This is a genomic window from Streptomyces sp. NPDC006332, assembly GCF_040612855.1.
Lineage (GTDB): Bacteria > Actinomycetota > Actinomycetes > Streptomycetales > Streptomycetaceae > Streptomyces.
On the sequence record NZ_JBEXRA010000005.1, the window covers coordinates 199,503 to 220,555 of the forward strand.

Sequence of the window (21,053 nt, forward strand, 5' to 3'; positions counted from 1 at the left end):
TACCCCTTGTCGCATCCGTGGCAGGGGGTACGGCAGCATGGGGCGCCCCGAACATCCGGACGCCGTCGCGCTCGTACGACCGAAAGGACCCCCATGCCCGCCGCCCCCAAGCCCGAGATCCTGGCCGCCTTCGAGGCCGCGAAGGGCTTCATGCCGGTGCACGAGGGGCTCGCCCTGTACGCGGCGGCCGTCGAGGCCGGGCGGCTCGGGCTGCCGCTGCTGGAGGTCGGCACGTACTGCGGGCGGTCCACGATCCTGCTGGCCGACGCGGCGCGGGAGGCCGGGGTCGTGGCGCTCACCGTCGACCACCACCGCGGCAGCGAGGAGCAGCAGCCGGGCTGGGAGTACCACGACCCGGAGACGGTGGACCCCGAACTCGGCCTGATGGACACCCTGCCCACCTTCCGCCGCACCCTGCACCGGACGGGCCTGGAGGAGCACGTGGTCGCCCTCGTGGGCCGCTCGCCGCAGGTGGCGAAGGTGTGGGGCACGCCCCTCGGCCTGGTCTTCGTGGACGGCGGTCACACCGACGAGCACGCGAACGCCGACTACGAGGGCTGGGCGCCCCAGGTCGCCGAGGGCGGACTGCTCGTCATCCACGACGTGTTCCCGGACCCGGTCGACGAGTTCACCGGCCAGGCCCCCTACCGCGTCTACCTCCGGGCTCTCGAGTCCGGCGCCTTCACGGAGGTCTCGGCGACCGATTCGCTGCGGGTGCTGCGGCGAACGGGGACGGGCCGCTTCTGATCCGCCCGCCGCACGGCAGACGCCGCCGGGTCCCGGTGCGCCGTCGCCGTAGGTGTGTCTCCGGAGCTCGCCGTCGGCCCGTAAGGTGGCTGTCGTGTCGTACGTAGGCCCGGACTTCGATCCTCCCCAGCCCCGCCGTTCCCGCCGCCCCCTGACGGTGGCCCTCGCCGCGCTGGTGCCGGGGGCGCTGTTCGGCTGGCTGGTGTACGAGACGGTCGGCGGCACGGGCGGGGACGCGAAGGAGACGGCGGGGGCCCCCGCGTCGTCGAGCGCGCCCGTCTCCCCGACCGTCTCCGAGCCGAGGACGGCCGGGCACGACAGCGCCGAGCAGCCGAGCCCCACGCCGCACACGACGGCACCGGACACCACGAAGTCCGCACCCGTCGGGTCCGGGCCGCTCAGGGGCAAGGTGGTCGTCATCGACCCGGGGCACAATCCGGGCAACTTCAAGAACACGGCCGCGATCAACCGCAAGGTGAACATCGGGACCAACTCGAAGGAGTGCGACACCACGGGGACGGCCACCAACTCCGGTTACGAGGAAGCCCGGTTCACGCTCGACGTCGCCCACCGGATGCGCGCGATCCTGCAACGGCAGGGCGCCACGGTGAAGCTGACCCAGGACGGCGACCGGCCCTACGGTCCGTGCGTGGACAAGCGGGCCCGGATCGGCAACGAGGCGCACGCGGACGCGGTGGTGTCGATCCACGCGGACGGCTCGGCGGTCGGCAACCGCGGCTTCCACGTCATCCTGCCGGGCAGTGTGCACGCGGGCGCCGCCGACACCCGTGCCATCGTCGCCCCGTCGCGTGAGCTCGGCGAGCGTGTCGCGGGCACCTTCGTACGGGTCACGGGCAGCGCCCCGTCCAACTACATCGGCGGCGGCACCGGGCTGGTCACCCGCACGGACCTGGGCGGTCTCAATCTGTCAACGGTTCCCAAGGTGTTCATCGAGTGCGGCAACATGCGCGATAGCAATGACGCGGCATTGCTGACCAGTGGTGCCTGGCGGCAGAAAGCGGCGCAGGGGATCTCGGACGGCGTCGCAAGCTTCCTGAAGAAGTAGATGTTGCTGGCCATGAGGTTGGTGGCGCCGCTGGTCGGTGTTGACCTTCAAGTTGGTTGAAGCTCAATGATGGCGAGGTGCCAAATTCTGAGCTGATGCCGATCGGGGTCTTCGCCCAACGAAGCGGACTGACCTCCAGCGCGTTGCGGTTCTACGCCGACTCCGGGCTGCTGCCCCCTGCCGAAGTTGACACGGTCTCGGGCTACCGCTACTACAGCGCTGACCAGGTGGCACGGGCGACCGTGCTGCGTCAGCTCCGTGAGATTGCTATGCCCCTCGCTGCTGTCGAGGCTGTCCTCGACGCCGGAGCTGACGAGGCATCCCGACTGCTCGATGAGCACGTTTCGAAGGTCATTGGGGACGCGGTAGCGGCGCAGCAGAAGGCTGCTGTCATCAAGTCCGTGCTCGGCAACGTGCCAGGTCTCCCGATTACAGCGCTGAAGAGTCCCGTTTTCGCGGATGCGGTCGCACAGGTCCTGACCGCGACCGTATGCGAGCCCGGGATGGCAGTACTCGCCGGCCTGCGCATCGAGGCAAGTCATGAAGCGGTCACCCTGACCGCGACTGACCGTTACCGGCTCTCCACCCGAACCCTGGTGCCGACTGAACCACCGAGGCAGACGTGGGCCGGCACGGTCGATGGCGACGAGCTGCAAGGCGCGGTCGCGGAGATCCGCCGCAGCGCGCTGGTGCGGCTCGAAGCGGTCCGGCACGGGATCTGGCTCCGCGTGGCCGACCGGGAAGACCGGCATTGCCGGTTGCTGCCCGAGGAATTCCCCGACTATCGGCTGATGCTCGCTTCACTGGGCGAGGTCACCACCCGGGTGACGATCTCGAAGGAGCTGCTCCTGCGAGCCCTGGAAGAACACCCCGGCGAGCGCATTGCATTGCACGTTACCGCCCACGGAATGCACGTCCGGTCAGCGGATGACGAACACCCCGGCATCCCTCTCCCGGCCTCCGCGACGGGGCGGGCCCTACAGATCTGGTTCGAGTTGACCACCCTCTATCCCGCAGTGAGCACGTCGATCGGTCCAGACGTGATGCTCGACCTGAGGGGAAGTGACCAGCCCGTCACGATCCGCTCCGCCGACCGAGGCGATCTCACGACCCTGGTCATGCCCATCAAGTTCGACAACTCCGCATGAGAAAGACGACGAGGAACACTGCATGACCACCGCACCCGCCACCCCCGACTCGACCATGGAAGGCATCGGCCAAGCCGTCGCCGAAGGCCGAGCCGGTGATATCGCTTCCGCCCGCCAAAAACTCCTGAGCCTGTGGTCCACGATCGGTGCCACCGGCGACCCGCTGCACCGCTGCTCCCTCGCTCACTACCTCGCAGATCTCTACGAAGATCCCGCCCAAGCCCTCGCCTGGGACATCCGGGCCTTGGACGCCGCCGACGCCGTGACCGAGCAGCGCGTCCAGGAGCACCACGCCAGCCTCCACATCGCCGGCTTCTACCCCTCCCTGCACCTCAACCTCGCCGACAACTACCGCCGACTCGGCTCCTTCGAAGCCGCCACCGAGCCCATCAATGAGACCTGTACAACATGCAGTACGCAGGTCACGGGTCTGGTGTGCGGGGCGGGCGGGGTACTCGCGCTGGTCGTCGGCGGGTGTCCATGGTGAAGATCGTCTGACCTGTCGCCAGGGCCGTTGTCGGGTTCTGCTGCGCCGAACGCCACGCTCGCTCGTGTCCGCTCTCGATCGGTCAGCGTGCGGCCGAGTATGCCGGCACACATGGCAGGGGCCGATGTGGCGAAGTGATGTCGGACAGTGTCGAAATCGACTGGCTGCGCGCCTAAGGATGGAGGGCTTTTCGTTGGCCTGTGGCGGCGGACCGTACGATCGCGTCAAGGAGTCGGTGGCGCTTGACGGCGTGGGTGAAGTCCGGGGCGACAGCCGTTCCGTGGATGAGGTCGTCCCGAATCGCGGCGTAGGCGTGCACCAGCGTGTGGATCACTGTTCCGGCCAGGCCGGGATAGTCGTCGTAGCCGCTGGGCAGCGTGACCTTCGTAGGCCGACCGCCGCTGCGTGTGCCACGCACCGTGACCGGGCCGATGTGCGGGAACTCGGCGGCGGTAATCTCAAGTCTCCCCTTCGTGCCGTCGATGATCAGAGAGAACCCTGCACCCGATGCCGCGCCTCCACGGTGGTGGACGGACAGGATCGCCCCGCCCGCCACGGTGCCCGAGATCGCGATCTGGTCCTCGGCGGTCATCGGAACGACCTGCCCCGTGCGCCCGAGGGGAACCTGGCGGCGCCGGGTCGCGGTCGTAGCGACCACTTCCTGAAGCTCGCCGACGACCATCGACACCAGGTCGATCGCGTGTCCGAACGCGATGGTCAGCATCGTGGCCCCGAGCTTGCGGTCGAGCGTGTAGACCATGTTCGGAGACACCGGAGTGCCCCATTCGGTCGAAGACGCCACGACGGTGGCGGAGAGCACTTCCCCCACGAATCCTTCGGACACGAGGTCGGCCAGCCAGCGGAAGGTAGGCGAGGAACGTCCCTGAAGACCGACGAAGGTGCGCGTCGTCCCGGCGGCACGCTCCATCTCCTCGGCCTCGCGCAGATCGACGGCGAGCGGCCACTCGGAGAGCACCGGCACTCCCGCCTTCAGCACGGGCAACACGAGTTCGCGATGCTGGGGCACTTTGACGGCGACAACAACGAGGTCGACGTTCTCGTCGCCGGCGAGCTGCTCGACCGACGTGTACGCGGGTACGCCATACGCCGCTCCTGCGGCATGGGCCGAGGCTTCGGAGCTCGCCGCCAGCGCGCGAAGCTCGATCCCGTCGACGGCGCTCAGCGCGGGCAGGTGAGCCCCGGCCGCCCAGCCTCCCGTGGCGCTCAGGCCGACGATGCCGACGCCGATCGGCTTACGGGGGTCAGGCACCGAGCTGCCGCCTCAGGGTCTCGGCGTCGTGCAGGGCCGTCATGTGCACGAACCGCCCGTCACGAACCTGGTAGATGGCGTACTCGACGATCTCGAACGAGGCGCCGGTGGGAGCCACGCCGAGCCACTCCTTGGCGGGCGTGCCCGTGTTGGTCAGACGGGCGGCCAGGCGATCACCATCGACCGCGATCTCCCGGGGCTCCCAGTGGAAGTCCGGGACCGCGTCGATGTCGCCGTTCAGCACAGCGATGACCTGGTCCCGAGTGCCCGGCTCGCCGTTCAGGGTGGTCTCGTCGTTGATGAACTCGTCCATGCGGGAGATCTCGTGGGCGTTGAGCGCCCCGATGTAGCGCAGGTAGAACTCGCGCAGGTCGGTGTCGGACATGATCTCCTTCTTCGGCCCCCGGAGCGGAGGTCATGCTCGGTGTTTCGCGACGGCTCTTGACGGTTTCGTCGCGGTGATCGTCGGCAAGGGAGGAACCACCGCTCGAAACTTCTGTCCCGGACGGTACCGAAGTTTTGCCGCACCGTCACGGCCCTCATGCGCGGAGATGGTCTCACCGGGGCGAGCGAAGGGGTGCAGCCGCTATGCAGGCCAGCCGAGCAACGCCGTGTCGACGATCTCATCGAGCTCAGCAGGACCGAGGCCGTTGGCGGCCTGCACTGCGATACCGAAACCCATCGTCATGATGAACCGGGCAAGACGACGAGGGTCGGCGTTGCGCGGAAGATCACCCTCGTTGACGGCGCGCCGGAACCGCTCCTCAAGGCGGACCCCCGCGTCGTTGCGCCAGTCGACAAGCAGGTCGTGGACGGCCCGGCTCTCGCCGCTCGACGCCAGCGCACCCTGCACGGTCAGGCACCCGGAGGGGCCGCCGGGAGGGGTCGTGGTGCAGACCGCTCCACGGAGGAACGCCAAGGCCACGGCCCGTGCGGTGGGCTCCTCCAGGGCGCGCGTGGCGTAGGCGGCCGGCCCCGCGCCGTAGCGCTGAAGGGCCTTGCGGAACAACTGCTCCTTGTTGCCGAAGGCCGCATACATGCTCGTCTTGGTGATCCCCATGGCGCCGGTCAGTTCAGCGAGGCTTGCACCTTCGTACCCTCGCGCCCAGAACACCCGCATCGCACGTTCCAGCGCCTGGTCGATGTCGAATCCTCGAGGCCGACCCATGACGGCCCTGCGAGAGTCACCCATGCCACAAGCGTACCACTCGGTACAGATGCCCGCTGACCAGCAGTTTCATCCACACAGGGTGGCGAACGCAATTCAGTACCGGTCGGTCTTGATGTGCTAGGGTTCTGCACCGACCGGTACTCAATTGATGGGAAGGGAAGTCCGCGCCATGAAAACCGTTTCGCTCGGCAGTCTCAAGGTCTCGCGCATCGGTCTCGGAGCCATGGGAATGTCGGCGTTCTACACCGGCGCCGGCCAGTTCGACGACGAGTCGATCCGCACGATCCACCGCGCTCTGGACCTCGGGGTCACCCATATCGACACCGCTGAGGGGTACGGCCCCTTCATCAACGAGGGGCTGGTCGGCCGGGCCGTGCAGGGGCGCCGAGACGAGGTCGTGCTGGCGACCAAGTTCGGCCTGATCTCCCACACCGGTGGCACGTCTCCGGACAGCACCCCGGCCAACATCCGCCTGGCCGTGGAGGGATCACTGAAGCGCCTGGGTACCGACTACATCGACCTCTACTACCAGCACCGGGTGGATCCCGGTACGCCCATCGAAGAGACCGTTGGCGCGCTGGCCGAACTGGTGGCCGAAGGCAAGATTCGCCACATCGGCCTGTCGGAGGCCGGCCCCGCCACGATCCGCCGCGCTCACGCCGTGCATCCGGTCACCGCGGTCCAGTCCGAATACTCGCTGTGGACCCGCGACCCAGAGGCCGAGATCCTGCCTGTCCTGCGCGAACTGGGTATCGGCTTCGTGCCGTACTCCCCGCTTGGCCGCGGCTTCCTGACCGGCAACATCCGCTCCCTGAACGATCTTGACACCGACGACTGGCGCCGCACCAACCACCGCTTCGCCGACGGCAACCTGGAACGCAACCTGCGAATCGTCGACGAGGTCCGGGCCGTAGCCGCCGAGATCGACACCACGCCCGCGCAGGTCTCCTTGGCCTGGCTGCTCGCCCAGGGTGACGACATCGCGCCCATCCCCGGCACCAAGCGAGTCGCCCGGCTGGAGGAGAACGCCGCCGCCGACCACATCGAGCTCACTGCCAGCCACGTCGCCCGCCTGAACGACCTGCCCCGGGCCTCCGGCGAGCGCTACGACGCGGACAACATGGCCGCCATCGACCGCTGATCGAAGACGTACCACCACGCACGCCGCGGGTCGGCATCCGGGCGAAGAGTGCCGCATTCCCAATGAGACTGTGCAACATGAAGTACGCAGGTCACGGGTCTGGTGTGCGGGGTACTCGCGCTGGTCGTCGGCGGGTGTCCATGGTGAAGATCGTCTGACCTGTCGCCAGGGCCGTTGTCGGGTTCTGCTGCGCCGACCGCCGTGCCCCTCCTGCGATCCCTGACCGGGCCGGTGCCGGGAGAGCGCGGGGAGGGCGTGGGGATGCTGGAGCTGGAGCGGATCACGGCTCGCCGGAATGAACTGGACACGCTCGCCGAGGAGTTGCCAAGCAGCTGGCGGAGGTCCAGGCCGAGCGGGAGGACCTGGTGATCGCCGAGCGGGTCCTGCACCGGCTGGCCGAACAGGACCGGGCTGCGCAGGAGGCCGTCGCCCCGACGGCGGCCCGGGTGGCGGGACGGGCGGTTCTGCTGATCCCGCACCGCGGCGGGACGGGCGATGAGGCCGCGCTGCCCGCTGACTACCGCAAGATCCTGGCGATCGTGCGGGTTGCCGACGGCCCAGTGCAGGTCAGGGCCGTCGGCGAGGAGCTGGGCCTTGAGGTGACGGTGCGCGGGAAGCTGGAACCGTTGCGGGCGAAGATGACCAAGCTCGCCGACCGCGGCTGGCTGCACAACAGAAGCGTCCTGACGGCAGGTTCGCCGCACGCTCCCAGGCGTAGGGAGGCGGGCGCCGACGTGGCGTAACTGGCGGGCCCCCGGCGGCAGTTGAGTTTGGTGTGAAGAAAAACAACCATCCCGTCGAGGGCCCTGACGGCCTTGTCTATACTGCCCGCCTGCCGCTGTCGAGTGCCACCCTGAACTGGCTCGCCGGCCTGATCCGCGGCCACCTGAAGAAGATCAGGTCACGGTGGCGGGCCCTGCCTCCGGGACGGATCGCCGCCCTCGTGCTGGCCGTACTGCGCTGTGACCAGCGGCCGGGTGATCTGGCCGGTGGCAACGGGATACACCGCACCACTGTGACCCGGTGGGTCAGGGAAGTCGTCGGCCTGCTGGCCGCCCGCGCCCCGCGCCTGGATCGCACCCTCAAAAAGATTGCCCGCAAGGGTGGCGGGATGGTGCTGCTGGACGCACGCTGATCCGCACCCGCCGGCGCTCCGGCAAAGAGAACCGGAAGAACTACTCCGGCAAGAGCAAATGCCATGGCCTGCTCGGCATCGCGCTCACCGACGACCGCGGCCGACTGCTCTGGGTCTCGGCGGCCCGGCCCGGACGCACCTCGGAGATCACCGCCTGTCGACACGACCAGCTCACCACCAAGCTGCGGGCGGCCGGTCTCGGGGCGATCGCCGACCTGGGCTTCGTCGGGCTCGACGACAGCGGCTCCGACACCGGCCCCGCAGTGATCACCGGTTACAAGGCTGCCCGGAACCGGCCCCTGACACGAGGACAGAAGCTGTCGAACACCGCACTGGCAGCGGTCTGGGCACCGGTGGAGCACGGCTTCGCCCACCTCAAAAACTGGCGCGTGCTCGGCAAAGTCCGCACCGACCCGACCTGGGCGACCGCCCTGGTCAGGGCCCTGCTCGTCCTCACGAACCGCGAAGTGTCCCGGTGACCGACGATCTTCACCTAAGTCATCCACCCACGACCAGCACGAGCATCCCGAACCCCGCGCACACCAGACCCGTGACCAGCAACTTCACGATGCACAGTGCTCAATGCGGCCAGAGCGCATGCCCCCAGCCTTCCTCAGGATCCCTACGGTGGCCTTCTTCGTGGCGCCATCCAAGAAGTCGCGGAGGCCATCGCCGGACGGGACCGCGTACGGCGAGCATCTGCACCCGGTTCCCCTGCATCACGGCAACGCACCCCTCACCGTGGAGGGGCGGCGTCGACTCATTGAACGCTGCCGCACGAGTCCCATCGCCCACGTCGCAGCCGAGATGGGGATCTCCCGGGCGTGCGCATCAAAGTGGGTCAACCGGTACCGGCGCCTGGGCGAACTCGGGCTCGAGGACCGTTCCTCCACACCGCACCACCAGCCCACCGCGACACCGGCCGAGGACACACCGCGATCGGAAGCCAACACCGGCAGCACGACTACCAGGCAGCGTCACCAACGTCGTGGCCTCCTACAAGTGGAAAAACGGCCGCTGAGCAATCCATCAGTGCATCTCAGGCCCTCTCGGCCTGTGTCGTGTCGGCGAGAGGTCCTCCGACCGGGATGGCGCCTGTGCAGCGTCGGCCCCGGGTCTTTGCCTCACCGGATGGAGACTGGTGTTCCCTCATCGAATGCGTGACCTTTGGGTGTGGTCCTCGTTGGGTAAGGCGGGGAATCTTCAACGCGGGGGAGGCTGTCGAGTGAGCGGGAAGTTCAAGCCGCGACCCGGCTGTGTGGTGCAGGCGTACAAGTTCGCGCTCGACCCGAACTCCGGGCAGGAACGGGCGCTGCGCTCGCACTGCGGTGCCGCCCGCGCCGCGTACAACTGGGCCGTATCTTGGGTGACCGCCTCGTAGTGGCAGCGCAGAGCCGAAGCTTCCTACGGCATCATCGAGGAGGAGTTGACGCTGTGGCGGCCGTGGTCGCTGCCCGCGCTGCGCAAGGAGTTCAACCGGGTCAAGACCACCGACCCGAGATTCGCTGACTGGTGGCAGGAAAACTCCAAGGAGGCCTACAGCACGGGCCTGTCGAACGCGGCTGCCGCGTTCGACAACTACGCCAAGTCCAAGCAGGGCAAGCGCAAAGGCGCCAGGGTGGGTGTCCCGCGCCGGAAGACGAAGCGGAAGGCCCGCCTGGCCTGCCGGTTCACCACCGGCACGATCCGCATCGAGCCGGACAGCCGGCACGTCACCCTGCCCCGGCTGGGCACGATCCGCACCCACGAACCCACCATCAAGCTCCTGGCTCGCATCCAGGCCGACACGGCGCGCATCTTGTCCGCGACCGTCCGGCATGAGCGCGGGCGCTGGTTCGTTTCCTTCCACGTGGAGACAGCCCGGGAGATCACCCACGTCGACCAGCCGGACGCGGCGGTCGGGATCGACCTGGGCGTGAAACACCTCGCGGTCCTGGCCGACAGTTCCGGACGGACACGGTACGAGCCGAACCCGAAGCACCTGGACGGCGCCCTCAAGCTGCTGAGGTTCCATTCCCGCCGCGTCTCCCGGCGGCAAGGGCCGGACCGCAGGACCGGCCAGAAGCCGTCGAACCGGTGGGAGAAGGCCAACCGCGAACGCAACAAGATCCACCACCGGGTAGCGAACCTGCGGACCGACGCGCTGCACAAGCTCACCACCCGCGTGCGCGCCGAGTACGGCACGGTAGTGCTTGAAGACCTCAACGTCGCCGGCATGCTCCGCAACAAGCGACTCGCCCGCCGGGTGGCCGACGCCGGGTTCGGGGAGATCCGCCGCCAGCTCACCTACAAGGGCCGGCGCAACGCCTGCCCCACCATCGTGGCCAACCGCTGGCACCCCAGTTCAAAGACCTGCTCGCACTGCGGCGCGGTGAAAGCCAAGCTGCCGCTGCACGTCCGAGTCTTCACCTGCGACACCTGCGGCATAGTCCTGGACCGGGATGAGAACGCAGCCCGCAACCTGGTCGCCCTCGCGGCGGCCTGCACCACTGGTACCAGAGTGGCCGGAGACCAGGACACGCCACACGTGTCGAAACCCCGTGGAGCCGACCGCAAGACCCGCCGTCAACGTCCCGGCCGCAACACCGGCCGGGACGGGCGGGCAGGTGGCGCAAGCCTGCCGTACCAACGGCGGGAGGAAACGGGAGACCGTCGTCAGGACACCGAAGCGCAACACCCGCTGAAGTGACACCGTCACGGACCTTCCAGGCGAAAACGCCTGGATTGCCGAGAGTCGCTGAGACTTCGAGTAACGGAATCGTGAGTTTCCTGTACTGGGTGATAATCCGCTTGCTGATCCGGGCGGACACCCTGTTCGGGCGGACGATAGTGTCGTCCCTACGATGAGGGGCCACCCCCCGCGCTTCACACCAGGCCCTGAGGGCGACATGGTGACAGCGACGCCTCCACCGACGACGAGACGACCTACGAAGGACCTGAAGTGAATATCCGCTCCCTCACTAGAGGCGACGGCGTGGTGATCGGAGCAGCGGTTTTGCTGTTGATCGCGTCGTTCCTCGACATCTACTCGATCGACGGGGCCCCTGAGAGTGCCGAGCTCCCCAACTCCTGGGAGAGCGGACCGGTCCTGATGGGGGTCGTCCTCGCGGGCATCATCGGCGCCGCCCTCGTCATCGTCTCCCACGGCCTGCCGCAGGTCCCCAAGGTGGCGGGTCTCGACCTCGGTCAGTTCGGTGTCGCGTTCACCGTCTTCGCGGCCTGGAGCGCGCTCGGGAACATCTTCGACCCGCTCGGCGGCACGGACAACGTCGGCACCGGTTCGGGCAACGGCGTCAGCGCCGGCATCGGCCTGATCCTCGCCCTCATCGCCACCCTGATCATGGCGGCGGCGGCCATCGCCACCCCCCTGGTCCCCGCCCTCAAGGGCGCCCTCGTCCCCGCCCCCAAGCCCGCCGCCCCGCAGCCCTACGGCGCCCAGCCCCCCGGCGGTTACGGCTACCCCGGTGCCCAGCAGGCCCCGTACGGCGGTCAGCCGCAGCCGGGTCAGCCCTACGGCGGCGGGCAGCCGCAGCAGGCGCAGCCCCCGGCCCCGGCGGCGGACTTCTCGCCGTTCTGGTTCGCGGTGCCGGTGCCGCGTCCGCTGTTCGCGGAGGACGGTTCGCCGACGCCGATCGCCGAACTCGCCCCGGGCACCTGGTACCTCGCCGTGGAGCAGCGCGGTCCGGCGCTGATCGCGCAGACGCAGGACGGCCGTCGTGGCGTGCTGCAGGACACCACGGGAATCCAGCGCGGCTGACTTCGCCGGCTCCGTGCACGAACGGCCTCTCGCCCTTCCGGGCGGGGGGCCGTTGTCGTACAGTCACTGCCCGGACCGGTAACTGACGTATCGTCAGACAACTGGAGGGCGTATGCGGCTCGGGCTGGCACTCGGTTACTGGGGCCGTGGCCCCGGCGCGGACCATGTGGAGCTGGCCCGGGAGGCGGAGCAACTCGGCTACGACTCCGTGTGGACCGCCGAGTCCTGGGGTTCGGACGCGTTCACGCCGCTCACCTGGATCGCGGCGCGGACCTCGACGATCAGGCTGGGTACGGCGGTCGCCCAGATGGCGGCCCGGTCTCCGACCGCCACCGCCATGCACGCCCTCACCCTGGACCACCTCTCCGGCGGCCGGATGACGCTCGGGCTCGGCCTGTCCGGTCCGCAGGTGGTCGAGGGCTGGTACGGGCGACCGTTCCCGAAGTCACCGCTGACCGCGACCCGGGAGTACGTGGACGTCGTACGGCAGGTGCTGCGGCGCGAGGCTCCGGTGGAACTGGACGGACGATTCCACCCCCTCCCCTACCGCGGCCCCGACGCCACCGGCCTCGGCAAGCCCCTGAAGTCCATCACCCACCCGCTGCGCCCCGCTCTGCCCGTCCTGCTGGGCGCCGAGGGACCACGCAACGTGGCCCAGACGATCCGGATCGCGGACGGCTGGCTGCCGCTGTACTGGTCACCGAACCGGCCCGAGGCGTACGGGGACGCGGTGGCCCACCTGCCGGAAGGCTTCCAGGTCGCTCCCATGGCCCAGGTGCGGGTCTGCGCGGACGTCGCCGAAGGACTGCTGCCGGTGAAGGCGATGCTCGGCTTCTACATCGGCGGGATGGGCCACGCGGCCCGCAACTTCCACGCCGACCTGATGGCGCGCATGGGGTACGAGGAGGAGGCCCGGCGGATCCAGGAGTTGTTCCTGTCCGGCCGTCGGGAGGAGGCGGTGCTCGCCGTGCCGGACGCGTTCGCCGACGAGATCTCCCTGGTCGGGCCCCGTGAACGCATCGCCGAGCGGCTGGAGTCATGGCGCAAGGGGCCGGTGACGGACCTGCTGGCCGTGTCCCCGGACCGCACCACGCTGCGGGTGCTGGCGGAGCTGAACGGGTAGTCGGGGGCGGGCCGTTCGCCGGGCCTCCGTGGAAGACGGGCGCCGGGGGGCATCGGCTCCCCCGCCCTCCCAGCCCTGAACGCTCAAGGTTTCAAACAGGGATTCGGGGCCATCCGGAAGTCATGTCCTCTCGATATCGCAGCGGTTCCAACTCTGCGGGGACGGTCATCGCGGTGGTCGCGGACGTCATGGCCGTCATCCTCGGACTGTGGATCCTCATGTATCTGTTGGACGCGAACCGGGCCAACGACCTGGTGCAGTTCGTCCACGACGCGGCATCCTGGCTCGCGGGATGGTCGCGTGACCTGTTCACTTTTGACGAGGCCTGGGCGCGGGTAGTGGCGGGCTACGGACTGGCCGCCGTGGTCTACCTGTTCGTCGGCCACGCCATCGCCAACCGGATGCACCGGCATTGAGCGCCTGGCCGTTGTGAGTGCGCCGACGCAGAGCGCCCCGCGGGTCTCCGGCGAACAACCCGCACGCCCACTGTCGCGTGACCCGGGGGCCTGGGGGCACCCCCAGAAAACACAGCACCTTCGACGAGGCCTGGGCACGGGTCGTGCGGGATGCGCCCGCACTGAGCCCCCGGGTCGGGCCGGAGGCTCAGGCGCAGCAGTCCGGGTCGAGGCCTCGCGGTAGGTGGTGGCCGCCGAAGACCGTGCAGGTCGCCTCGTCTCCGCCTAGGGCGGCGACGGCGAGGAGGAGGGAGCCGGCCGTCCAGGTGGTCAGCTCCCTCGGCCAGACAGCCTGGTCGTCGAAGACGTAGCCCGTCCAGTACAGGCCCGACTCGGCGTCACGCAGGTGCTGGATCGACTGGAGGATCTCCAGCGCACGGTCGGACTCGCCCAACGCCCACAGGGCGAGGGCGAGTTCGGCCGACTCGCCGCCCGTCACCCACGGGTTGGGATCGACGCAGCGCACCCCGAGGTCCGGGACCACGAAACGGTCCCAGCCTTCCTCCACACGGGACTTGGCCTCGGCGTCGGTCAGCGCGCCGCCCAGCACCGGGTAGTACCAGTCCATCGAGTAGCGGTCCTTGTCGAGGAACCGCTCCGGGTGCCGGCGGATCGCGTGCCGCAGCGCGCCGAGCGCCAACTCCCAGTCGGGCTGCGGCTCTTCACGCTGCTCGGCGAGCGCGAGCGCACAGCGCAGCGCGTGGTGGATGGAGGAGGAGCCGGTCAGCAGCGCGTCCGTGACGGCCGTGCCGTCGTCCTCGCGTTTCCAGCCGATCTGCCCGCCGGGCTGCTGGAGCCGCAGCACGAACTCGATCGCCGCGTAGACGGTCGGCCACATGCGGTCGAGGAACGTGTCGTCGCCGGTGGACAGGTAGTGGTGCCAGGTCCCGACGGCCACGTAGGCGACGAAGTTGGTCTCCCGGCCGCGGTCGGTGACGTCCTCGTGGTCCCCGTCCGCGTAGGCCGCGTACCAGGAGCCGTCCTCGTTCTGGTGCCGCGCCAGCCAGGTGTACGCCCGCTCGGCGGCCTCGTGTTCACCGGCCGCGTCCAGCGCCATGGCCGCCTCGGTGTGGTCCCACGGGTCCAGGTGGTGCCCGCGGAACCACGGGATCGCCCCGTCCTCCCGCTGCACGGCGAGCAGCCCGGCGACGGTCGCGGCGGCCTGCTCGGCGGTGAGGACCCCGGGCAGGACGAGGTGTTCTGTCCGGGGGGTGGTCACAGGGTGGCCGCCTGCGCCTCGGACTCGGTCCCGGCTTCGGTGTCCGACAGCCGCGGCAGGTGCGGCTTGGTCGCGTACGCCACGAAGCTCTTGCCGATCAGCGGGTTCAGCGCCTGTTCGGCGACCCGGGTCGCGAGCGGCTTCTTCATGATGTCCCAGACCAGCAGCTTGTGGTACGCCCGCACCGGCAGCGCCTTGTCGTTGTCGACGCCGAACGCGCACTTCAGCCACCAGTACGGGGAGTGCAGGGCGTGCGCGTGGTGGGTGCCGTACGGCCTGAGGCCGGCTTCCCGCATCCTCGCGAGGAGCTGGTCCGCCTTGTAGATGCGGATGTGGCCGCCCTCGACCTCGTGGTACGCGTCGGACAGCGTCCAGCAGACCTTCTCGGGCCCGTAGCGCGGGACGGTCACGGCTATCCGGCCGCCCGGCTTCAACACCCGTACCATCTCGGCGAGTACGCCCTTGTCGTCCGGGATGTGCTCCATCACCTCGGAGATGATGACGACGTCGAAGGACTCGTCCGGGAAGGGAAGTGCGAGGGCGTCGCCCTCCATGGCGGTGGCGGTGGCGCCCTCCGGGGCCTCCCCCGCCTCCTTCATCGCCGCGAACCACTTCGCGACCTCGCGGATCTCCTCGCCGTTCTGGTCCAGCGCCACGACCTGGGCGCCGCGCCGGTAGCACTCGAACGCGTGCCGGCCGGCACCGCATCCGAGGTCCAGGACGCGGTCGCCCGGGGCGAGCGGGAACCGGGAGAAGTCGACGGTCAGCACGTGGCCCTGCTTTCGCGATCGGATACAACGTCAACAACCTCTGCGCCCGCACTGCGGCCGGGACGCGCGGGCTGGGAGGGGCGGACGCCCTCTCCCGCTGCGGTGGCCATGGCCTCGCGGTACCGGGCCACCGTGCCCTCCGCGGCCTTGGCCCAGGTGAACCGCTCCAGCACCCGCTCCCGCCCCGCGCGGCCGAGCCGGGCGCACAGTTCCGGGTCGTCCAGGAGCCTGCTCAGGCCGGCGGCCAGCGCTCCCGCGTCGCCCGGCGGTACCGCCAGGCAGGTCCGACCGTCGGTCCCGGCGACCTCGGGGATCGCGCCGCCGGTGGTGGCCAGCAGCGGGGTGCCGGTGGCCATGGCCTCGGCGGCCGGCAGCGAGAAGCCCTCGTACAGCGACGGCACGCACGCGACCTGTGCCGAGCGCACCAGGTCGACGAGTTCGGCGTCCGATATGCCCTTCACGAAGTCGACGGCGCCCTCGAGGCCGTAGCGCTCCATCGCCTGGGCGACCGGGCCCTCCGTGGGCCGCTTGCCGACGACGACGAGGTGGGCGTCGGGGCGCTCGGTGCGGACCTTGGCGAGTGCCTCGATGAGGAAGACCAGGCCCTTGAGGGGTACGTCCGCGCTGGACGTCGTCACGATCCGGCCCGGCACGACGGGCACCGAGGGGTCGGGGGAGAACAGGTCGGTGTCGGCGCCGATGTGGACGACGTGGATGCGGTCCTGACGTACCCCCAGGTGGTCCACTATCTCCTGGCGGGACGTGCCGGAGACGGTGAGTACCGAGGGCAGGCGGCGGGCGACCCGCTTCTGCATCCGGGTGAAGGCGTACCAGCGGCGCACCGAGCAGCGGCGCCTGAAGCCGTCGGCGGCGTCCAGCTCCAACTGCCGGTCCACGGTGATGGGGTGGTGGATGGTGGTGACGAGCGGGGCGCCTATGTCGCCCAGCAGCCCGTACCCCAGCGTCTGGTTGTCGTGCACGACGTCGAACTCGCCGCGCCGGGCGCGCAGTTGGCGGCGGACGCGGAGGGAGAACGTCAGCGGTTCCGGGAACCCGCCGGTCCACATCGTCGCCACTTCCAGCGCGTCTATCCAGTCGCGGTACTCGGCTCGCCCGGGGGTGCGGAACGGGTCCGGCTGGCGGTAGAGGTCGAGGCTCGGCAGTTCGGTGAGCGAGAGGCGGTCGTCGTGGCCCTCGTCGAGGACCGGGTAGGGCTGGGAGCCGATGACCTCGACGCGGTGGCCCAGCCGGGCGAGTTCACGCGAGAGGTGCCGTACGTAGACGCCCTGTCCGCCGCAGAACGGGTTTCCCTTGTAGGTGAGGAGTGCGATCTTGAGCGGTCGCCCGCCGTCGGCGGCCAGGTCCTGCGCAGACCCCGCCTGACTGGCCTCAGCGGTCACTCCGAGCCCCCTTCTGCCTGCACTGTCCCGCGAGACTACGACGGGACGCTAATCTAGAACAAGTTTCAGACTTGATCGTTCGGGAGGCTCTGAATCTACCGGCTGGTAGGGGCGCTGGGAGCAGTGGATCAGGTGATTCACGCCACGACCGGCCCGCCCTGTCATGCTGAGTGATCACCGATCCTCACCGACTGTCACGGAACGGGACCCATGCCTGTGGATGCCAAGGCGAACAAGGTGCTGTCCTCGCCCCTCACCGAGCGGCAGGAGGCGCGCCGCCGCCGGATCCTGCACGCGAGCGCCCAACTGGCCAGCCGGGGTGGCTTCGACGCGGTACAGATGCGGGAGGTCGCCGAGTCGTCCCAGGTGGCGCTCGGCACGCTGTACCGCTACTTCCCGTCCAAGGTGCATCTGCTGGTGGCCACCATGCAGGACCAGCTGGAGCACATGCACGGCACGCTGCGCAAGAAGCCGCCGACGGGCGAGTCGGCGGCGCAGCGGGTGGCGGAGACCCTGATGCGAGCGTTCCGCGCGCTGCAGCGCGAGCCGCATCTGGCCGACGCGATGGTCCGCGCGCTCACGTTCGCGGACCGCAGCGTCAGCCCCGAGGTCGACCAGGTCTCCCGCCAGACCACGGCGATCATCCTGGACGCGATGGGCCTGGAGAATCCCACCCCGGAGCAGCTCTCCGCCGTCCGCGTCATCGAGCACACCTGGCACTCGGCGCTGACCACCTGGCTGTCGGGCCGCGCCTCCATCGCCCAGGTGAAGATCGACATCGAAACGGTGTGCCGGTTGATCGACCTGACGGACCCGGAGCGGACCTGAGCTTGATCGACTGACGGCCGGGAGCGGGCCTGAGCTTGATCGCCCGAAGGCCCCGGACCGAGACCACGACCGGCACCGGCACCGGGGCTGAGCGCGCGAAGAACCTACGAGACGGGTTCCCTTCGCCGGTATTACCCGGATCAGGTGCTGGGGGTCGCCTTCCGGCTCTGCTACTGCCTTCCGGCCTCTCAGCCAGACCGTCGACGTCGGCCGCGGCGGATGCCTGAGCGTCTCGCCACAGTCGGCTACTCCGGTCGAACTCCCTCACTCGTCCCGTAGGCCACTTCTCATCATAGAACGCCCATACGGGGACATAACACCCTTGGGCCATGATTTTTTGCCCCGCGAGCGCCCCCTACTCCTCCGGCGGAAACACCGGCTCCCCGCTTTCCAGCAGCGTGATCACGATGGCCTCCACCGGGCAGGCCTCCGCCGCCGCGAGGATCTTCTCGTTGGCGTTGGCCTCCGGCTCGACGGGGTTGGACTGGCGGCCGGTGTCGAGGCGGAAGCCGTCGGGGGCGTGGTGGAGGCAGCTCGCGGAGCCGATGCACAGGGAACGGTCGACGTCGATCCGCCAGCGGTCACCCGCCCCCATGCCCGAGTCGGCTCGCGCGTGAGGTGCCCCCATCGCTCAGCCCTCCCAGCCGGCCGGGAGGTGGATCATCTTGTGCTCCAGGTACTCCCCGTAGCCCTCGGGTCCGAACTCCCGCCCCAGTCCGGAGTTCTTGTACCCGCCGAACGGGCCGAGCATGTCGAGGCTGAAGGTGTTCACCGAGTACGTTCCGGTACGGACCTTCCGGGCGATGTCGATGCCGTGCTCGACGTCCGCCGTCCACACGCTGCCGCTGAGGCCGTAGTCCGAGTCGTTCGCGATCTTCAGCGCCTCGGACTCGTCGCCGTAGGGCAGCAGACAGATCACCGGGCCGAAGATCTCCTCGCGGGCGATCCGCATCGAGTTGTCGACATCGCCGAAGAGGGTCGGTTCGACGTACCAGCCCCGGTCCTGGCCCGGCGGACGTCCGCCGCCGGTGAGGATCTTCGCACCCTCCTCCTGGCCGACGCGGATGTAGTCGAGGTTGCGTCGCTGCTGGCGCTTTGCCACCAGCGGGCCCACCTGCGTCGCCGGGTCCAGCGGGTCGCCGACCACCAGCGCGCCGGCCGCCGCCGCGAAGGCCTCGGCGAACTCGTCGTAGCGCGACCGGGGCAGCAGGATGCGGGTCTGCGCCACGCACGCCTGCCCGTTGTTCATCCAGGCCGCCGGGACGATCCCCGCCACCGCCGTCTCCAGGTCCGCGTCCGGCAGCACCACCGCCGCCGACTTGCCGCCCAGCTCCAGTGTCACGCGGGTGAGCTGGCGGGAGGCGACCTCCATGACCCGTCGGCCGGCCGCCACCGAGCCGGTGAAGGAGACCTTGTCCACGCCCGGGTGCCCGACCAGGTACTCGCTGACCTCGCGGTCCGCCGGGAGAACCGAGAGCACACCCTCCGGCAGACCGGCCTCGCGCGTGATGTCGGCCAGGATGTACGCGTCCAGCGGCGACTCGGGCGACGGCTTGAGCACCACCGTGCAGCCGGTGAGCAGCGCGGGCGCGAGCTTGGCGGCAGCCACGAACTGCGGGACGTTCCAGGGGACCACGGCCGCGACCACCCCGACCGGTTCCCGCCGGACGAGGATGCGGCCGAGCACGCCGTCGCGGGTCTCCTCGTACGTGAAGTTGCGCGCGACCGTGATCGCCGAGTCCCACACCATCATCGCGCCGAGCGCCTGGGCGAGGACGCTCCAGGAGTACGGCGACCCGTTCTCGGAGGAGATCACCCGGGCGATCTCCTCGTGCCGCACGGCGATGGCGTCCTTGATCCGGGTGACCACCTCGATCCGCTCGTCCAGCGACATCCGCGGCCAGGGCCCCTCGTCGAAGGCGGCGCGCGCGGCGGCCACCGCCCGGTCCACGTCCGCCGTCGAGGCGTGCGGCACGCGTCCGATGACCTCTTCGGTGTGCGGGGAGATGACCTCGATGACGTCCGTGCCCAGGGGGTCGGTCAACTCCCCGCCGATGAACAGCTGTCCGTGTTCCACGAGCTCGGTCATGGCGACTGCCTCCCCGGAGCGACTTCTCTGACGGTTCATCAGATACGGAACTGATACCAGTTCCACTCGGAGGAGTCCACGGGCGAGACAGGGGCGAGAAGGTCGTCCCGGCCCGACAAGAAGGTCGTCCGGGGCTCCCATCGAAACGCGTTCTAGTTATACTCGGCCTCGTGGCCGGAACCCGGCGATCACGCGGCGATTGGGGAGCCCATGACGCAGGTGTACGACCACGGGGGCGGCGTCCGGTCCCTGCGGGTCCCCATCCCGGACAACCCCCTGGGCCACACCCTGGTGTACGTCGTCGACACCGACCGCGGTCCGGTACTGATCGACACCGGCTGGGACGACCCGGCCTCCTGGGACGCCCTCGCGGGCGGGCTGGCCGCCTGCGGCACCTCCCCCGGCGAGATCCACGGCGTGGTGATCACCCACCACCACCCCGACCACCACGGCCTGTCCGGCCGGGTGCGCGAGGCGTCCGGCGCCTGGATCGCGATGCACGCGGCGGACGGCGCGATCGTACGGCGGACCCGCTCGACCCGCCCCGAACGCTGGTTCACCTACATGACGGCGAAGCTGGAAGCCGCCGGCGCCCCCGAGGACCACGTGGCGCCCCTGCGCACCGGCCGCCGTCGCTCCCTGCCCGGGCTGGCCCCCGCGCTGCCCGACCGGGAGATCGTCCCCGGTGAACTCCTCGACCTCGCGGGCCGCCGACTGCGCGCGATCTGGACCCCGGGCCACACCCCGGGCCACGTCTGCCTGCACCTGGAGGAGGAGCACCCCGCCCGGCTCCCGGGCCACGGCCGCCTGTTCTCCGGCGACCACCTGCTCCCCGAGATCACCCCGCACATCGGCCTGTACGAGGATCCGGACGACGCCACGGTCACCGACCCCCTCGGCGACTACCTGGACTCCCTGGAGCGCGTCGGCCGCCTCGCCCCCGCCGAGGTGCTCCCGGCCCACCAGCACGTCTTCACCGACGCGACGTCCCGGGTACGGGAGTTGCTCGCCCACCACGAGGACCGCCTCAACGGCCTGCTCACCCTCCTGGCCGAGCCCCTCACCCCCTGGCAGCTCGCCGAGCGCATGGAGTGGAACCGCCCCTGGGAGCAGATCCCGCACGGCTCCAGGAACATCGCCGTCTCGGAGGCCGAGGCCCATCTGCGCCGACTGGTGAAGCTGGGACGGGCGGAGGCGGTGACGGGGAGCGAGCCGGTGACGTACGTGGCCGTGTAAACCGGTGGCCG

The 21,053-nt window shown here is 69.6% G+C and carries 21 protein-coding genes, 2 pseudogenes and 1 riboswitch; of the genes and pseudogenes, 15 read left to right on the plus strand and 8 right to left on the minus strand.

The window, feature by feature from the left end; translation table 11 throughout:
- Positions 1-93: 93 nt before the first annotated feature.
- The 4 genes from ABZ027_RS07300 to ABZ027_RS07315 all read left to right on the plus strand — a co-directional run bounded on the left by ABZ027_RS07300 (position 94) and on the right by ABZ027_RS07315 (position 3,448).
- The gene (locus ABZ027_RS07300) at positions 94-747 is read left to right on the plus strand and encodes a class I SAM-dependent methyltransferase (protein WP_356765268.1); all 654 of its coding nucleotides are present in this window, start codon (positions 94-96) and stop codon (positions 745-747) included.
- A gap of 94 nt (positions 748-841) precedes the next feature.
- Positions 842-1,813 carry an N-acetylmuramoyl-L-alanine amidase gene (locus ABZ027_RS07305; RefSeq protein WP_356765270.1) on the plus strand — a complete coding sequence of 324 codons (972 nt, stop codon included), beginning with the start codon at positions 842-844 and terminating at the stop codon, positions 1,811-1,813.
- Positions 1,814-1,890: 77 nt separating this feature from the next.
- Entirely contained in the window at positions 1,891-2,961 is a 1,071-nt protein-coding gene (locus ABZ027_RS07310) for a MerR family transcriptional regulator (protein WP_356765382.1), read from the plus strand.
- A gap of 22 nt (positions 2,962-2,983) precedes the next feature.
- Positions 2,984-3,448 (plus strand): hypothetical protein, encoded by a 465-nt coding sequence (locus tag ABZ027_RS07315; RefSeq protein ID WP_356765272.1) that lies wholly within the window; start codon positions 2,984-2,986, stop codon positions 3,446-3,448.
- A gap of 172 nt (positions 3,449-3,620) precedes the next feature.
- On the opposite strand, the gene ABZ027_RS07320 is transcribed toward ABZ027_RS07315, so the two are convergent.
- The 3 genes from ABZ027_RS07320 to ABZ027_RS07330 form a co-directional block, all read right to left on the minus strand.
- The gene (locus ABZ027_RS07320; RefSeq protein ID WP_356765274.1) at positions 3,621-4,718 is read right to left on the minus strand and encodes a Gfo/Idh/MocA family oxidoreductase; all 1,098 of its coding nucleotides are present in this window, start codon (positions 4,716-4,718) and stop codon (positions 3,621-3,623) included.
- Positions 4,711-5,103, minus strand: a complete 393-nt coding sequence (locus ABZ027_RS07325; RefSeq protein WP_311729306.1) for an ester cyclase — start codon at positions 5,101-5,103, stop codon at positions 4,711-4,713. The genes ABZ027_RS07320 and ABZ027_RS07325 overlap by 8 nt, the downstream gene beginning before the upstream one ends.
- 201 nt (positions 5,104-5,304) lie before the next feature.
- Entirely contained in the window at positions 5,305-5,910 is a 606-nt protein-coding gene (locus ABZ027_RS07330) for a TetR/AcrR family transcriptional regulator (protein ID WP_356765276.1), read from the minus strand.
- A gap of 148 nt (positions 5,911-6,058) precedes the next feature.
- Here ABZ027_RS07330 and ABZ027_RS07335 point away from each other — a divergent pair, with 148 nt between their 5' ends.
- From ABZ027_RS07335 to ABZ027_RS07375, 9 genes and pseudogenes are all read left to right on the plus strand, one after another.
- On the plus strand, positions 6,059-7,030 hold the full coding sequence (locus ABZ027_RS07335) for an aldo/keto reductase (protein WP_356765278.1): 972 nt from the start codon (positions 6,059-6,061) through the stop codon (positions 7,028-7,030).
- A gap of 365 nt (positions 7,031-7,395) precedes the next feature.
- Positions 7,396-7,773, plus strand: coding sequence for a hypothetical protein (locus ABZ027_RS07340; RefSeq protein ID WP_356765280.1), 378 nt, complete (start codon positions 7,396-7,398; stop codon positions 7,771-7,773).
- 32 nt (positions 7,774-7,805) lie between these two features.
- A pseudogene (locus ABZ027_RS07345) lies at positions 7,806-8,644 on the plus strand (transposase family protein).
- 235 nt (positions 8,645-8,879) lie between these two features.
- Positions 8,880-9,092 (plus strand): annotated as a pseudogene (locus ABZ027_RS07350) (leucine zipper domain-containing protein); the annotation flags it as partial.
- Positions 9,093-9,321: 229 nt separating this feature from the next.
- The gene (locus tag ABZ027_RS07355) at positions 9,322-9,546 is read left to right on the plus strand and encodes a helix-turn-helix domain-containing protein (RefSeq protein ID WP_356765282.1); all 225 of its coding nucleotides are present in this window, start codon (positions 9,322-9,324) and stop codon (positions 9,544-9,546) included.
- A gap of 45 nt (positions 9,547-9,591) precedes the next feature.
- A complete protein-coding gene (tnpB, locus tag ABZ027_RS07360; protein WP_356765284.1) occupies positions 9,592-10,854 on the plus strand; it encodes an IS607 family element RNA-guided endonuclease TnpB in 1,263 nt (420 codons plus the stop codon).
- Between the two features lie 252 nt (positions 10,855-11,106).
- Complete coding sequence (locus ABZ027_RS07365; RefSeq protein WP_356765286.1) at positions 11,107-11,922, plus strand: hypothetical protein; 816 nt, start codon at positions 11,107-11,109, stop codon at positions 11,920-11,922.
- 112 nt (positions 11,923-12,034) lie between these two features.
- The gene (locus tag ABZ027_RS07370; protein ID WP_356765288.1) at positions 12,035-13,045 is read left to right on the plus strand and encodes an LLM class F420-dependent oxidoreductase; all 1,011 of its coding nucleotides are present in this window, start codon (positions 12,035-12,037) and stop codon (positions 13,043-13,045) included.
- Between the two features lie 122 nt (positions 13,046-13,167).
- Positions 13,168-13,461 (plus strand): hypothetical protein, encoded by a 294-nt coding sequence (locus ABZ027_RS07375; RefSeq protein ID WP_356765290.1) that lies wholly within the window; start codon positions 13,168-13,170, stop codon positions 13,459-13,461.
- 187 nt (positions 13,462-13,648) lie between these two features.
- On the opposite strand, the gene ABZ027_RS07380 is transcribed toward ABZ027_RS07375, so the two are convergent.
- The 3 genes from ABZ027_RS07380 to ABZ027_RS07390 are packed head-to-tail and all read right to left on the minus strand — an operon-like array spanning position 13,649 to position 16,889.
- On the minus strand, positions 13,649-14,719 hold the full coding sequence (locus ABZ027_RS07380) for a prenyltransferase/squalene oxidase repeat-containing protein (RefSeq protein WP_356765292.1): 1,071 nt from the start codon (positions 14,717-14,719) through the stop codon (positions 13,649-13,651).
- Positions 14,716-15,489, minus strand: a complete 774-nt coding sequence (locus ABZ027_RS07385; protein ID WP_356765294.1) for a class I SAM-dependent methyltransferase — start codon at positions 15,487-15,489, stop codon at positions 14,716-14,718. The genes ABZ027_RS07380 and ABZ027_RS07385 overlap by 4 nt, the downstream gene beginning before the upstream one ends.
- The gene (locus ABZ027_RS07390; RefSeq protein WP_356765296.1) at positions 15,483-16,889 is read right to left on the minus strand and encodes a glycosyltransferase family 4 protein; all 1,407 of its coding nucleotides are present in this window, start codon (positions 16,887-16,889) and stop codon (positions 15,483-15,485) included. The genes ABZ027_RS07385 and ABZ027_RS07390 overlap by 7 nt, the downstream gene beginning before the upstream one ends.
- A 210-nt stretch (positions 16,890-17,099) precedes the next feature.
- On the opposite strand from ABZ027_RS07390, the gene ABZ027_RS07395 reads away from it, so the two are divergent.
- Entirely contained in the window at positions 17,100-17,717 is a 618-nt protein-coding gene (locus ABZ027_RS07395) for a TetR family transcriptional regulator (protein ID WP_356765297.1), read from the plus strand.
- Positions 17,718-17,817: 100 nt separating this feature from the next.
- Positions 17,818-17,993: riboswitch (TPP riboswitch) on the minus strand.
- A gap of 79 nt (positions 17,994-18,072) precedes the next feature.
- On the opposite strand, the gene ABZ027_RS07400 is transcribed toward ABZ027_RS07395, so the two are convergent.
- Together ABZ027_RS07400 and ABZ027_RS07405 are read right to left on the minus strand one after the other, a co-directional pair.
- A complete protein-coding gene (locus tag ABZ027_RS07400) occupies positions 18,073-18,345 on the minus strand; it encodes a ferredoxin (RefSeq protein ID WP_356765298.1) in 273 nt (90 codons plus the stop codon).
- A gap of 3 nt (positions 18,346-18,348) precedes the next feature.
- Complete coding sequence (locus ABZ027_RS07405) at positions 18,349-19,806, minus strand: aldehyde dehydrogenase (RefSeq protein WP_356765299.1); 1,458 nt, start codon at positions 19,804-19,806, stop codon at positions 18,349-18,351.
- Positions 19,807-20,016: 210 nt separating this feature from the next.
- On the opposite strand from ABZ027_RS07405, the gene ABZ027_RS07410 reads away from it, so the two are divergent.
- Positions 20,017-21,042, plus strand: coding sequence for an MBL fold metallo-hydrolase (locus ABZ027_RS07410; RefSeq protein ID WP_356765301.1), 1,026 nt, complete (start codon positions 20,017-20,019; stop codon positions 21,040-21,042).
- The last annotated feature ends 11 nt before the right edge of the window (positions 21,043-21,053 follow it).

Coding starts and splice junctions, on each gene's coding strand:
- ABZ027_RS07300 (WP_356765268.1), top strand. CDS start 94: ATGCCCGCCGCCCCCAAGCCCGAGATCCTGGCCGCCTTCGAGGCCGCG.
- ABZ027_RS07315 (WP_356765272.1), top strand. CDS start 2,984: ATGACCACCGCACCCGCCACCCCCGACTCGACCATGGAAGGCATCGGC.
- ABZ027_RS07325 (WP_311729306.1), bottom strand. CDS start 5,103: ATGTCCGACACCGACCTGCGCGAGTTCTACCTGCGCTACATCGGGGCG.
- ABZ027_RS07330 (WP_356765276.1), bottom strand. CDS start 5,910: ATGGGTGACTCTCGCAGGGCCGTCATGGGTCGGCCTCGAGGATTCGAC.
- ABZ027_RS07335 (WP_356765278.1), top strand. CDS start 6,059: ATGAAAACCGTTTCGCTCGGCAGTCTCAAGGTCTCGCGCATCGGTCTC.
- ABZ027_RS07355 (WP_356765282.1), top strand. CDS start 9,322: ATGCGTGACCTTTGGGTGTGGTCCTCGTTGGGTAAGGCGGGGAATCTT.
- ABZ027_RS07370 (WP_356765288.1), top strand. CDS start 12,035: ATGCGGCTCGGGCTGGCACTCGGTTACTGGGGCCGTGGCCCCGGCGCG.
- ABZ027_RS07375 (WP_356765290.1), top strand. CDS start 13,168: ATGTCCTCTCGATATCGCAGCGGTTCCAACTCTGCGGGGACGGTCATC.
- ABZ027_RS07395 (WP_356765297.1), top strand. CDS start 17,100: ATGCCTGTGGATGCCAAGGCGAACAAGGTGCTGTCCTCGCCCCTCACC.
- ABZ027_RS07400 (WP_356765298.1), bottom strand. CDS start 18,345: ATGGGGGCACCTCACGCGCGAGCCGACTCGGGCATGGGGGCGGGTGAC.
- ABZ027_RS07405 (WP_356765299.1), bottom strand. CDS start 19,806: ATGACCGAGCTCGTGGAACACGGACAGCTGTTCATCGGCGGGGAGTTG.
- ABZ027_RS07410 (WP_356765301.1), top strand. CDS start 20,017: ATGACGCAGGTGTACGACCACGGGGGCGGCGTCCGGTCCCTGCGGGTC.